Annotated in this window: 10 protein-coding genes; 1 reads left to right on the plus strand and 9 read right to left on the minus strand. The window is 71.8% G+C overall.

Features of this window, described 5'->3' with window-relative positions; translation table 11 throughout:
- Nucleotides 1–94 precede the first annotated feature (94 nt).
- Nucleotides 95–1,273 carry a Na+/H+ antiporter NhaA gene (gene nhaA / locus DEI89_RS07215; protein WP_110903354.1) on the plus strand — a complete coding sequence of 393 codons (1,179 nt, stop codon included), beginning with the start codon at nucleotides 95–97 and terminating at the stop codon, nucleotides 1,271–1,273.
- A gap of 89 nt (nucleotides 1,274–1,362) precedes the next feature.
- Here nhaA and mfd read toward each other — a convergent pair whose 3' ends face one another.
- From mfd to manD, 9 genes are all read right to left on the minus strand, one after another.
- Nucleotides 1,363–4,956 (minus strand): transcription-repair coupling factor, encoded by a 3,594-nt coding sequence (mfd, locus tag DEI89_RS07220; RefSeq protein ID WP_110903355.1) that lies wholly within the window; start codon nucleotides 4,954–4,956, stop codon nucleotides 1,363–1,365.
- A gap of 104 nt (nucleotides 4,957–5,060) precedes the next feature.
- Nucleotides 5,061–5,240 carry a hypothetical protein gene (locus tag DEI89_RS07225; protein WP_110903356.1) on the minus strand — a complete coding sequence of 60 codons (180 nt, stop codon included), beginning with the start codon at nucleotides 5,238–5,240 and terminating at the stop codon, nucleotides 5,061–5,063.
- Nucleotides 5,237–5,821, minus strand: a complete 585-nt coding sequence (gene pth, locus DEI89_RS07230; RefSeq protein ID WP_110903403.1) for an aminoacyl-tRNA hydrolase — start codon at nucleotides 5,819–5,821, stop codon at nucleotides 5,237–5,239. Before pth ends, DEI89_RS07225 begins: the two co-directional genes overlap by 4 nt.
- Before the next feature lie 44 nt (nucleotides 5,822–5,865).
- Entirely contained in the window at nucleotides 5,866–6,495 is a 630-nt protein-coding gene (locus DEI89_RS07235) for a 50S ribosomal protein L25/general stress protein Ctc (protein WP_110903357.1), read from the minus strand.
- A gap of 280 nt (nucleotides 6,496–6,775) precedes the next feature.
- Nucleotides 6,776–7,750, minus strand: a complete 975-nt coding sequence (locus DEI89_RS07240) for a hypothetical protein (protein ID WP_110903358.1) — start codon at nucleotides 7,748–7,750, stop codon at nucleotides 6,776–6,778.
- Between the two features lie 8 nt (nucleotides 7,751–7,758).
- On the minus strand, nucleotides 7,759–8,415 hold the full coding sequence (locus DEI89_RS07245; RefSeq protein WP_110903359.1) for a response regulator transcription factor: 657 nt from the start codon (nucleotides 8,413–8,415) through the stop codon (nucleotides 7,759–7,761).
- Entirely contained in the window at nucleotides 8,412–9,722 is a 1,311-nt protein-coding gene (locus DEI89_RS07250; protein WP_181421544.1) for a sensor histidine kinase, read from the minus strand. Before DEI89_RS07250 ends, DEI89_RS07245 begins: the two co-directional genes overlap by 4 nt.
- Nucleotides 9,723–9,800: 78 nt before the next feature.
- Nucleotides 9,801–10,874, minus strand: a complete 1,074-nt coding sequence (locus DEI89_RS07255) for a hypothetical protein (RefSeq protein ID WP_146236703.1) — start codon at nucleotides 10,872–10,874, stop codon at nucleotides 9,801–9,803.
- A 45-nt stretch (nucleotides 10,875–10,919) separates the two neighbouring features.
- A complete protein-coding gene (gene manD, locus DEI89_RS07260; protein WP_110903404.1) occupies nucleotides 10,920–12,155 on the minus strand; it encodes a D-mannonate dehydratase ManD in 1,236 nt (411 codons plus the stop codon).
- Between the last annotated feature and the right edge of the window lie 269 nt (nucleotides 12,156–12,424).

Genomic DNA, 12,424 nt, shown 5'->3' on the forward strand with positions numbered 1-12,424 from the left:
TCGAACACCAGGGTCCGTCCGGTACGGTGGTCGAGGCGTGTCGGGAAGTCTGGTCGACGATCCGTTCCCCGTACCCGATCGCCTCCGGAGACGCATGCCCTCCTTCGTCCGTTCCCCTCGTTTCAGCGCCATCGCGCTGCTGTCCGCCGCCGTCCTCGGCCTGGTCGTCGCGAACACCGCCCTCGGCCCCGGGCTCGAGCGAGGCCTCGACTGGCACACGCCGTGGGGAGCGATCGGCCTGGACCTGTCGATCGCGCACTGGGTCAGCGACGGTCTGCTCGCGGTCTTCTTCCTGCTCGTGGCCGTCGAGCTCAAGCACGAGCTGGTGGTGGGGGAGCTCGCGAACCCGAAGACCGCCGTGGTCCCCGCGATCGCGGCCGTCGGCGGCGTGCTCGTCCCCGCGCTGGTCTACCTGCTCGTCACGTCCGGCACGCAGTACACGCACGGCTGGCCGATCCCGACCGCGACGGACATCGCGTTCGCGCTCGGGGTCCTGGCGATGTTCGGCCGCGGACTGCCCTCGACGATCCGGGTGTTCCTCCTCGCCCTCGCCGTCCTCGACGACCTCATCGCGATCGTCATCATCGCCGTCGTCTTCGCGCACGGCACCGACTTCCTGGCACTCGGCGGTGCCGCGGTCCTGCTCGTGCTGTTCGCGGTGCTCGGCCGTTGTCTGCGCCCCGGTGGCCGTGCGCAGCCGTTCCTCATCGTCGCGATGGTCCTGATCGGCCTGGTCACCTGGTGGCTCGTGTACCACTCCGGCGTGCACGCCACGATCGCCGGAGTGGCGCTGGGGCTCGTCCTGCCCCGACGTCCGGGTGGCACCCTGCACGAGCACGTCGAGCCGTGGTCGAACGCGATCGTCCTGCCCGTGTTCGCGTTCGTCTCCGCCGCGGTGGTCATCCCCGCCGTCGGGATCGCCGAGCTCTCGCCGACCTTCTGGGGTGTCGTCCTCGCGCTGCCGGTCGGCAAGGTCATCGGCATCACGCTCTTCGGCACGATCGCCGGTCGGGTCTTCCGCGGCCCCGGCCGGTCGGCGCTGTCGTTCGGCTCGGTGATGACCGTCGGGGTGCTCGGCGGCATCGGGTTCACCGTGTCGCTGCTCATGAACGAGCTGGCGTTCGCCGCGAACCAGGAGATCGTCGACGAGGGCGTCCTCGCCGTGCTCGTCGGGTCCGGGATCGCGATGGTCGCCTCCGCGATCGTCGTCTCGGTCCGCGCCCGCCGCTACCGCCAGCGTCGCGAGCTCTCCGAAGCCGAAGCCACCGAGTAGCAGGACCGCTGTCGGACGGGAGGCCCGTGGCGGATCCACCACGGGCCTCCCGTCCGACAGGGGGACCGACGGCCGAACGATCAGACGAGTCAGACGGTCGACGCCTCTTCGCGCGCCGGCGCCCCGTAGACGGCGGTGAGGATGCTCTCCACCCAGCCGATGAGGGCGTCGTCCGGCAGGGTCTCGCCGTGCGGCTTCGGCACCGGGATGCTCGCGGCGTCCTGCTGCGGGAACCAGCGCGCTCCCGGGAACATCCGCTTCAGGCGCACCTGCGCGGAGTCCGCCAGTTCCTTGCCGGCGACCCGCAGGTTGGAGCCCATCACGACGACGTCGGACAGGCCGACCTGCTGCGCCATCCGGCGGAGACGGGAGACCTCGATGAGGGTGAGGACGGCCTGCGGCGGTGTGCCGTAGCGGTCGGTGAGCTCGTCGAGGACCATGTCGATCGCCTCGGCCTGGGCGGCCGGAGCCGACGCAGCCGAGAGCTTCTGGTACGCCTCGAGGCGCAGGCGCTCGGACTCGACGTAGTCGTCCGGGATGTGTGCGTCGACCGGGATCTCGAGCCGGAGCTCGGTCTGCCCCTCGGCGACGTCACCGCGGAACTGCGACACCGCCTCGCCGATCATCCGCAGGTACAGGTCGAAGCCGACACCCGCGATGTGCCCGGACTGTTCGCCGCCGAGCAGGTTGCCGGCACCGCGGATCTCGAGGTCCTTCATCGCGACCTGCATGCCCGCGCCGAGCTCGTTGTTCGCCGCGATGGTCTCGAGCCGGTCCTGGGCGGTGTCGGACAGCGGCTTGTCGGCGTCGTAGAGGAAGTACGCGTACCCGCGCTCGCGCCCACGACCGACACGGCCGCGGAGCTGGTGCAACTGCGACAAGCCGTACTTGTCGGCCTTGTCGATGATGAGCGTGTTCGCGTTCGCGATGTCCAGGCCGGTCTCGATGATCGTCGTCGACACCAGGACGTCGAAGCGGCGCTCCCAGAAGTCGACCATGACCTGCTCGAGGGCCTGCTCGCCCATCTGCCCGTGCGCGACGGCGATGCGGGCATCCGGCAGGATCTCGGCGAGGTGCGACGCGACCGACTGGATGTCCTTCACGCGGTTGTGCACGTAGAACACCTGCCCCTCCCGGAGCATCTCGCGCTTGATCGCCGCAGCGATCTGCAGGTCCGACTGCGGACCGACGAACGTCAGGATCGGGTGGCGGTCCTCCGGCGGCGTCGCGAGCGTCGACATCTCGCGGATGCCGGTCACGGCCATCTCGAGCGAGCGCGGGATCGGCGTGGCGGACATCGCCAGCACGTCCACGTTCGTCTTGAGCTTCTTGAGCTGGTCCTTGTGCTCGACGCCGAACCGTTGCTCCTCGTCGATGATGACGAGGCCGACGTCCTTGAACTGCACGTTCTGCGACAGGATCCGGTGGGTCCCGATCACGATGTCCACCGTGCCGTCGGCCAGACCCGCGAGCGTCTCCTTGGACTCCTTCTCGGTCTGGAACCGGCTGAGCGCGCGGAGGTTGACCGGGAACCCGGCGAAGCGCTCCTGGAACGTCTCCATGTGCTGGCGGACGAGCAGCGTCGTGGGCACGAGGACGGCGACCTGCTTGCCGTCCTGCACGGCCTTGAACGCGGCCCGGATCGCGACCTCGGTCTTGCCGTAGCCGACGTCACCGGAGAGCAGCCGGTCCATCGGGATCGGGCTCTCCATGTCGCGCTTGATCTCGTCGATGGTCGTCAGCTGGTCGGCGGTCTCCGCGAACGGGAACGCCTCTTCCAGCTCGCGCTGCCAAGGGGTGTCCGGGCCGAACGCGTGCCCCTTCGACGCCATGCGCGCCGAGTACAGCTTCACGAGGTCGACCGCGATGTCCCGGACGGCCTTGCGTGCCTTCGACTTCGCCGCGGACCAGTCCGAACCGCCCATCTTGGACAGGGTCGGGTTCTCGCCGCCGACGTACCGGGAGAGCTGGTCGAGCTGGTCCGTCGGCACGAAGAGCTTGTCACCGGGGTAGTTGCGCTTCGACGGTGCGTACTCGAGCACCAGGTACTCGCGCTGCTGCTTCACGGCGTTGCGGCCGCCGGAGCTGATCTCTCGGCTGACGAGCTCGACGAACTTGCCGATGCCGTGCGTCGCGTGCACGACGACGTCGCCCGGCTTGAGCTGCAGCGGGTCGACGACGTTCTTGCGGCGGCTCGCGAGCTTCTTCACGGTTCGGGCGCCCTGCTGGACGCTGCGGCCGTAGAACTCGGCCTCGCTGAACAGCGCGATCCGCGGGTCGGCGACGGAGAACCCGTGCTCGACGCTGGCGGTCGTCACGATCGCGACACCCGGCTGCGGCGGCCCGACCAGCGCTTCGGCCCGTGCCGCGACACCGGCCTCCGCCAGGACCTGGACCGCCCGCTCGACGAGCCCCTGGCCCTGCGCGGTCACCACGACGGCCCACTGGTCGTCGGTGAGCGCCTTGACGTGCGCGACGGCACCGTCTGCGCTGCCCGCGAAGCTCGGGACCGAGTCGCCTGGGACGCGGATGTACTCCCCCGCCTCGGCGACGGCGTCGGAGTCGGTGATCGGTTCGTCGGCACCGGAGTCGAACGGCGACACCGTCCACCAGGTCCGCTGGCCTCGGGTGTTCTTGAGCTGCTGGACCGTCATGAAGTTGCCGGAGTCGAGGTCGATCGGCGCCTGGGCACCCGCGACCGCGGCGCTCCAGGCTGCCTGCAGGAACTCCTGGTTGGTCTCGGCCAGGCTGTGCGCACGCCCGCTGACCCGCTCGGGCGAGAACACCGCGATCGTCGCCGCGTCGGGCAGGTAGTGCGTGACCGGCACGAGCTTCCGGACGAGTGCGGGTGCGAGGGACTCCATGCCCTCCACCGGGATCCCCTCGGACACCTTCGCGAGCATCTGGGACAGGTTGGGGAACTCGTGCAGCATCTCGCGTGCCCGCTGCCGGACGTCCTCGCTCAGCAGCAGTTCGCGGGAGGCGGTGAGCTCGACCGAGCCGAGGTCGTCCTCCGTCGAACGCTGGTCGGCCACCGAGAAGGCCTTGACACCGTCGATCTCGTCGCCGAAGAAGTCGACGCGCACCGGGTGGTCGGCGGTCGGCGGGAAGACGTCGAGGATGCCACCGCGGACGGCGAACTCGCCACGGCGGGTGACGAGGTCGACGCGGGCGTACGCCAGGTCGACGAGCTGCGACGCGAGTCGGCTGAGGTCGTTGCCCCGCGACCCGGTGTGCAGGACGACCGGGGCGAGTTCGGTGAGGTTGTCGGCGATCGGCTGCAGCGCGGCCCGGACGCTGGCGACGACGACGGTCGTGCGACGCTCGTCGGTGGGTGTGTCCTGCCAGCGCTGCAGTGCGCGGAGCGTGGCGATGCGGGTGCCGACGGTCTGCGGGCTGGGGCTGAGACGCTCGTGCGGCAGGGTCTCCCACGCCGGGAACTCGAGCACGTCGGCATCCGGGATCGTGCAGCTCAGGGCGTCACGGACCGCTTCGGCTTCACGGCCGGTGGCGGTGATGACGAAGGCGCACTGCGGACCGGTCCGGGCGGCCAGGAGCGCGGCGAACAGCGGCACGCGGAGCCCGTCGACGACCGAGAAGTCGGCGTCGCGAGGAGCGGCACGGAGCGCACGATCGAAGGAGGAGGCGCGCGAGAGCGCAGGGATGAGGCCCGAGATCGTCACTCACACGATGGTACCGGCGGCCCCCGACAGCGGTGGCCCCGTGCGCGACGGGCGAACAGGAGGCGCCTGGCGGAGTCTGGACGGGCCTCCCGGCCGGTCCGGGGTCAGGAGCTGCCGGGCTCCAGGTCGTCCGGCGGGGGCGTCGGCTCGCTCGCGCGAGCCTGCTCGGCCGCACGTCGGCCGAGCAGGCGCGCCGTCCAGGCGAGCGTGAGGCCCACGACCGCGACGACGATGACCGCGCCCATCGCGAGCGGGTTCGACGCGAGCACGACCGCGGTCGTCATGCCGGGGCGTGGAAGCGCTGCTGGGCCGCCAGCAGCCCGTCGGTCACGATCGCCTCGACCGCGTCGGCGGCGTCGGCCAACAGGTTCGGCAGCAGTTTCTTCTCGGCCGCGGAGAAGTCACGCAGCACGTAGTCGGCCGGGTCCTGGCGTCCGGGCGGACGGCCGATGCCGACCCGCACCCGGGCGAACTCGTTGGTGTTCGTCGCCTTGATGACGTCACGGATGCCGTTGTGCCCGCCGTGTCCGCCGTTGCCCTTGAGCCGCACGGTGTCGAACGGCAGGTCGAGCTCGTCGTGGACCAGGATCAGGTCCGTCGGCGGCACACTGTAGAACCCGAGGACGGCCGAGACCGGTCCCCCGGAGGTGTTCATGAACGACCCGGGTTTCGCGAGGACGAGCTTCGGGCCTCCCGGCACCAGGCGCCCCTCGGCGACCTGGTTCGGGGTCTTGTGCTTCTTGAACGTGGCGCCCATCCGGGCGGCCAGTTCGTCGAGGACCATCTGGCCGACGTTGTGGCGGTTGCCCGAGTAGTCGGGCCCGGGGTTCCCGAGCCCGACCACCACGAACGTGGTGCCCGTCATGAGCACGTCGCCATCAGCGTCGACCAGATGCCTGCGAAGGGGTGTTACTCGGAGACCGGCTCGGAGCCGCCCTCGGCACCGGCTTCGGCGCCGGCCTCGGCCGAGGCCTCGTCTGCGGCGTCGTCGTCTGCGGTGCCACGCGGGGTGACGATCGCGACGACCAGCGCCTCGGCGTCGGTCTCGAGCTCGGCACCCTCGGGGAGTTCGAGCTGGGCGGCGTGGATCTGCACGCCGTCCTCGAGGCCCTCGACGTTGACGGTGACGTGCTCGGGGATGTCCGTCGCGAGGACGAGCAGCGAGACGGTGTTGAGGTCCTGCACGTGGATGGTGCCCGAGAAGGACTCGCCCTCGATGACCACGGGGACGTCGACGGTGACCTTCTCGCCACGGCGCAGGACGACGAGGTCGATGTGCTCGATGATCTGGCGCACCGGGTCACGCTGGACGTCCTTGACGAGGGCGAGCTGGGCCGCACCCTCGATGTCGAGGTCGACGACCGCGTTGGCGGTACGGACGAGCAGCATCGTCTCGTGGCCCGGCAGGCTGATGTGCTGCGGCTCGGTACCGTGGCCGTAGACGACGGCGGGGATCTTGTCGGCAGCGCGGAGCTTGCGGGCCGCACCCTTGCCGAACTTGGTGCGGACTTCCGCCGCGAGCTTGGTGTAGTCAGCCATGATGCCTCCTGGTGTCGGGGACGACGCCGGAGTGCCGGCATCGGGGGGTCTGTGGTGTTGCAACTCGAACGCGTGCACGCGTGAGGAACGGTCCCAGAGTCTGGCCGGGTCTCCCACTGCGTCGATCACGGCCGCGCGTACGCGGCCCTCGCCGAAGTCCTGCGCAAGCCTACCAGTACCAGCCCGGGCGTGTCGCACCGTCCGAGCGCCCGGGCCGGCGGCAGCTCCCCCCACGTGCAGCTGCCGACGGCCCGACGCGTCCCGCGGCGAGCAGCGGAGGTCAGCGGACGCCCGCCGGCGCCTTCGGAGCGAGCCGGCGGATCGTCTCCTCCACCCGCCTGTCCACGGTCGCCTGGTCCCGGGAACCCTCCGCGAGCACCGCTGCGTCGGACGCCGTCACCCGGAGCAGCCGCCGCCACTCCGCGTCGTACAGGGCTTGCCGGTAGCCGGTGGACTCCTGGCAGGCCACGTCCTGCTCCGCGAGCCGGACTTCGGCGCGTGGAACGTCCTCGTCGTCCAGGTCCGTCACCCGGTCGACGGCGGGCATCGACGCGGTCGGCAACCCCGACGGGTCGGCCGGCAGACCCCCGGCCACCGGACCGACGGCGGCGTCCGCGAGGCAGGACCGCCAATCGGCAGCCGCGGCGACGACGGACGGGTCCGACCGCGCCGCCACTGCTGCCAGGTAGGTGAGCCGCTTCGCGACCTGCGCGGCCGCGTCCTTCGACCCGTCGTCCCCTGTGCCGAGCGTCGACCGCGCCTCCCGGATGCACCGTTCGGAGGTCCCCGGAGGGAGGGCGTCGAACACCGCGTTGCGCTCCGTGGAGGAGCCCCACCGCCGGAAGCCCTCGTTGTTCGCGCCGGCGAGGGACGGACCGCGGTACCCCCGCGCGGAGGCCTCGTCGGCGGTCAGCGGTCGGGTCTCGGCGAGGGACGGCGACGTGTTGCCCCTGGCGGCGGTCTCCTGCGCGGCGTCCTCGGCGCGGAGGCCCGTGATCGTCGCCCACGGGGGCGGATCGTCGATCCCGGCAGCTCGGAGGCACGGCTGTTCGACGAGGTTCTCGGCGTACGAGGCTGGTCCCCACGCGAGCACGTACCCGTCGAGGGGCATCGTCCACGCGGCGACGTCCTTCGTGGTCGTCGGTCGAACAGCATGGTCGACGGGCTCCGGCAGGCCGTGCAGGACGGCTCCGCCGAGACCGGCCACGACGAGGACGAGGGTCCCGGTCTTCGCGGCCCGTTCGGTGATGCGCATGGTTCCCCCTAGGCGCGGACGAGGCCGCGTTCGTGTGCGGTGATGACGACCTGGATCCGGTTCCGCAGCCCGAGCTTGGTGAGCACCGACCGGACGTGGGTCTTGACCGTGGCCTCGCTGAGGAACACGGACGCGGCGATCTCCTGGTTGCTGAGCCCCTTGGCCACGAGCAGGAACACCTCGCGCTCACGAGCCGTGAGCGCGTCGAGGACCTCGTCCCGCCGCTCGGACTCGACGAGGGTGCCCTGGGCGCGGAGGAGGTCGAGCGCCTCGGTCTCCGTGGGTGCCGGTCGTCCCTCGTGCACGTCACGGATCGTGGCCGTGACGACCTCGGGTAACGCGTCCTTCGTCAGGAACGCCGCCGCTCCGGCACGCAGCGCGGCGAGGACCGCGTCGTCGCGCCGGATCGTCGTGAGGGCGACGACCCGCGGCCGGTCGTCACCCTGCTCGGCGAGGCGCACCATCGTCTCGATGCCGTTGAGGACCGGCATCCGGAGGTCGAGGAGCAGCACGTCCGGCCGCTCTGTCGCGCAGAGCGCGAGCGCCTCGGCGCCGTCGGCTGCCGTCCCGACGCACGTCATGTCGTCCTGGGCATCGACGAGCATCCGCATGCCCGAGGCGAACAGCCGCTGGTCGTCGACGACGGCGACGCGGATCGCCGTCACCGGGACGCTCCCGTGGCGCTCGTCCCGCCGGGTCCGGTCGCGTCGACCGCTCCGGCTCCGACGACCACCGGGAGGCCCGTGCTCGCGTCCGTCCCGAACGGTACCGTCGATCCGCCGACCGTCGGCAACCACGCGGTCACGACGTACTCGTGTTCCTCGTCCCCGACCCCGGCGCGCAGCCAACCGTCGACCAGCCGTGCGCGCTCCCGCATCCCCGACACCCCGGACCCCGGGCCGTCGAGCGCGACGAGCGGACTGCTGCCGGTGGAGGTCACGACGACCCCGAGCCCCGGCCCGCGCCAGTCCAGCACCACCCGCACGGCCGCCGTCCGGCCCTGGTGCTTCAGCACGTTCGTCAGGCTCTCCTGCACGATCCGGTGCACCGCTCCCCCGGCTTCGGCCCCGATCGGCCGTGGGTCCCCGTACTGCTCGAACACGGCCTGCATGCCGAGCTCCCGCATGTCCTCGACCAGGTGCGGGACGTCTGCCAGGCCGTGTCGGGCCTCCTGGCCCGTGCCCTGGATCCGCTCGACGAGGGCGCGGACGTCCCCGAGGGCGGTGCGGCTCACCTCGGCGATGTCCTGCAGCGCCGTGGCGGCTGGTCCGTCCCGGAGCGTGAGCGCCGCGGCACCCTGCGCCTGCGAGACGACCACGGCGAGGGAGTGCGCCAAGGAGTCGTGCACGTCCCGCGCGATGCGGGCACGCTCCTGCTCGGCGCGGAGCTCGGCGCTGGCGACCTCGGTCTCCTGCTCGGCCTCGACGACGCGGACCCGGGCGAGCCCGACGCGCCAGGTCGCACCGACCGCCACGCCGATGGCCCACGCGATGCCGCTCGCACCGGCGATCGCGAGGGCGAGGAACGCCAGGTCGGACCGTGTCCCGGAGAGCGAACCGGTCCACGCGCCCCAGACGTCCTGGTTGGCGACGGTGGGGACGACCATCGCCCAGGCCGCTGCGGAACTCGCGAGGCCGAGCGCCGGGATCGCGAGCCAGCGGAGCAGTCCGGACCGACCGGCACCGATGATGCCGACGACGATCGCGATGGCGAGGTACTCGGGCCAGGTCGTGCTCGTCGGACGGTCGAGCAGCCGGAGCGCCTGCAGGACGGGGACGACGACGACCAAGCCGAGGCTCGTCGACGGCATCCAACTCGCGAGGCCGATGGTGACCGCGAAGGCCGACACCACGAGGACGTGCCCGATCAGGTCCGCGCGACCGGCCTCGGCGACGATCCACAGTGCGAGGTACACCGCACCGGCCACCGGCGCCACGAGGTGCCGGGCCCACCGGCGGAGGAAGAGGAGCATGGCGCCGAGCGTAGGGCGGGGGTCACGGCCGGAGCGAGCGGAGACAGCCGCTTTCATCCGAGTGGATGAGTGGACCGGTCAGGAGCCCGCGCGGCGGTGCCGACGGGCGGCGACGAGGGCCTCCCGGGCGCGGTCGCTCGCGGCCTCGGCGTCGTCGCGCTCCTGGCCGAGCCGGTCGGCCTCTGCGTCGAGGTCGGCTCGCTCCTGGTCGAGGGCACTGAGCTGCCGCTCGAGGTCGCGCCGACGGCGGTCGAGGTCGGTGCGGCGGTCCTCGACGTCCTCGAGGGCGGACTCCGCCTGGTCGAGGGCGGCATCGGCGTCGCGGGAGGCACGCCGTGCTGCCGCCTCGGCCTGGCGCGCAGCGCGGCGGTCGGCTGCGGGGTCGCGCTGGTCCTCGTCGGCGGCCGGGCTCTTCCGGGCGTCCGGGGCGTCCGGCTCCTCGGAGGTGTCCGGTTCGCCAGGGGCGTCCGTCTCGTCGGGCTTCTCCGCTTCGCCAGGGGTCTGCGGTTCGTCGGCGGTCTGCGGTTCGTCAGGGGTCGCCGGGACGTCCTCTGCGGGACCGGACTCGCGGGACCGGCGTGCACCGCGCCTCCCGGCCGTGATCGGGATCGGTGGGGCATCACTGCCGGACCAGGCGTCGGGGACGGCGTCCGGGACGGCGAGCGCATCCGTCAGGTCGACGTCCTCGAAGCCGACGCTCTCGAGGGGCCGGAGGAGGAGTCCCGACCGGATGGCCGCGCCGGCGTGCGGGTCGGCCATGCCCGCCTCGATGGTCGCCCGGACCTGGTCGAGCACCGCGGGCGTCGCCGGGTGACCGGCCGCCGCCGCGCGGTCGGCTCCGGTGTCGGCGAGCGCCGCCACGACCTCGGACCGCTGCTTCCGAAGCGTCGCGATCTGCTGCGGATCGGCGGAGGCCTGGGCCTGTCGGAGGGCAGGGCCGAGGTCGACGGCGTCGTCGAGCGCGTTCTCGGAGGCGAGCAGGTCGACGATCCACGCGGCCGGTGTGGGCTTCCTGAGCTTCCCGATCGCGGCCGCGAGCTCCCGGTCGTCCGTGCGGACAGCTCGTTGGCGGGTCGTCCGGTCGGCCACGAAGTCACCCGGGGCGGTGCGCAGCAACTCGCGGGCGATGTCGGCGAGCGCTGCGGAGTCCACGCCACCACTCTGCCCGTCGCCCACGGTGGGACGCCCGGGAACGGCTCACCAGTCGTGGACGGTGCCGTCGGCCAGTCGGTTGAAGGGCAGGTAGGCCTGCTCGTACGGGTACTTCCCGGCCTCGTCGACGTCGAGCGAGACGCCGATGCCGGGCTCGTCACCCGGGTGCAGGAACCCGTCCGTGAAGGTGAACGTCTGTCGGAACACCCGGTTCGTGCGGTCCCCGTGCTGCATGTACTCCTGGATGCCGAAGTTGTGGATCGCGAGCCCGAGGTGCATCTGGGCGGCCATGCCCACCGGGGAGATGTCGGTCGGCCCGTGGAACCCGGACTTCACCTGGTACATCGCGGCGTAGTCCATCGTCTTCCGCAGCGGCGTGATGCCGCCCATGTGCGTCACGGCACCGCGGACGTAGTCGATGAGCTGGTCGCGGATGAGGTCCTTGAAGTCCCAGACGGTGTTGAAGACCTCGCCGATCGCGAGCGGCGTCGTGGTGTGCTGCCGGACGAGCCGCAGCGCCTCCTGGTTCTCGGCGGGTGTGCAGTCCTCGAGCCAGAACAGGTCGTACGGCTCGAGGGACTTCCCGAGCTTCGCTGCCTGGATCGGGGTCATCCGGTGGTGCCCGTCGTGCAGGAGCGGCAGTTCCGGGCCGAACTCGTTGCGGACGGCCTCGAACACGGTCGGCAGGTGCCGGAGGTAGGCGCGGGTGTCCCAGTCCTCCATCGCCGGGAACGAGCCGCGCTGTGCCGGCTCGAAGTCGTAGCGGACGCCGGTGTTGCCCTCGGTCGTCCGGTTCGAGGCGATGCCGTAGATCGACTCCAACCCGGGCACGCCGGTCTGGACGCGGATCGACCGGTAGCCCTCGGCCTGGTGCTCGCGGATCGAGTCGAACAGCTCCGGGAGCTCCTTGCCGGAGGCGTGCCCGTACGCCATCAGCCCCGTGCGGGACGCCCCGCCGAGCAGCTGGTAGAGCGGCATTCCGGCGACCTTGGCCTTGATGTCCCAGAGCGCCATGTCGACGGCGGCGATCGCGGCCATCGTCACCGGGCCGCGGCGCCAGTACGACGAGCGGTAGAGGAACTGCCAGGCGTCCTCGATGCGGCTGGCGTCTCGGCCGATCAGCAGCGGCACGACGTGCTCGGACAGGTACGCGGCGACGGCGAGTTCGCGGCCGTTCAGGGTGGCGTCGCCGAGGCCGATGACGCCGTCGGCGGTGGTGAGCTTGAGGGTGACGAAGTTGCGGTCCGGGCTGGTGACGATGACCTCGGCGCGGTCGAGCAGCTGGCCGCGGTCCGTGCTCGCCCAGGTGTCCGGCCTGGAGGCTGGGCCTCCGCCGTCAGGTCGGGCATCGGTCGCACCGGGGGTCGGGTTCGCGGGATCGGTCACGGCGTTGTTCCTCCTCGAGGTGGGCGCGGCGGCCCTCCGCGGCGGTGCGGGTGCGTCCGACGTCCACGTGTCGAGCCTGGCACCGGCGGCGGCCGCCTGTCCACGGTCGGCGACCCGGCTCAGGCGTGACGGACGGCGGGTGTCAGGTGTCTGATGATGCTCGG

This window comes from Curtobacterium sp. MCBD17_030 (genome assembly GCF_003224255.1).
Lineage (GTDB): Bacteria > Actinomycetota > Actinomycetes > Actinomycetales > Microbacteriaceae > Curtobacterium.

What these genes read in the sequence shown, in the direction of transcription:
- DEI89_RS07235 (WP_110903357.1), bottom strand. Translation starts at nt 6,495, where the DNA reads ATGGCTGACTACACCAAGCTCGCGGCGGAAGTCCGCACCAAGTTCGGC.
- DEI89_RS07240 (WP_110903358.1), bottom strand. Translation starts at nt 7,750, where the DNA reads ATGCGCATCACCGAACGGGCCGCGAAGACCGGGACCCTCGTCCTCGTC.
- pth (WP_110903403.1), bottom strand. Translation starts at nt 5,821, where the DNA reads ATGACGGGCACCACGTTCGTGGTGGTCGGGCTCGGGAACCCCGGGCCC.
- nhaA (WP_110903354.1), top strand. Translation starts at nt 95, where the DNA reads ATGCCCTCCTTCGTCCGTTCCCCTCGTTTCAGCGCCATCGCGCTGCTG.
- DEI89_RS07250 (WP_181421544.1), bottom strand. Translation starts at nt 9,722, where the DNA reads ATGCTCCTCTTCCTCCGCCGGTGGGCCCGGCACCTCGTGGCGCCGGTG.
- DEI89_RS07225 (WP_110903356.1), bottom strand. Translation starts at nt 5,240, where the DNA reads ATGACGACCGCGGTCGTGCTCGCGTCGAACCCGCTCGCGATGGGCGCG.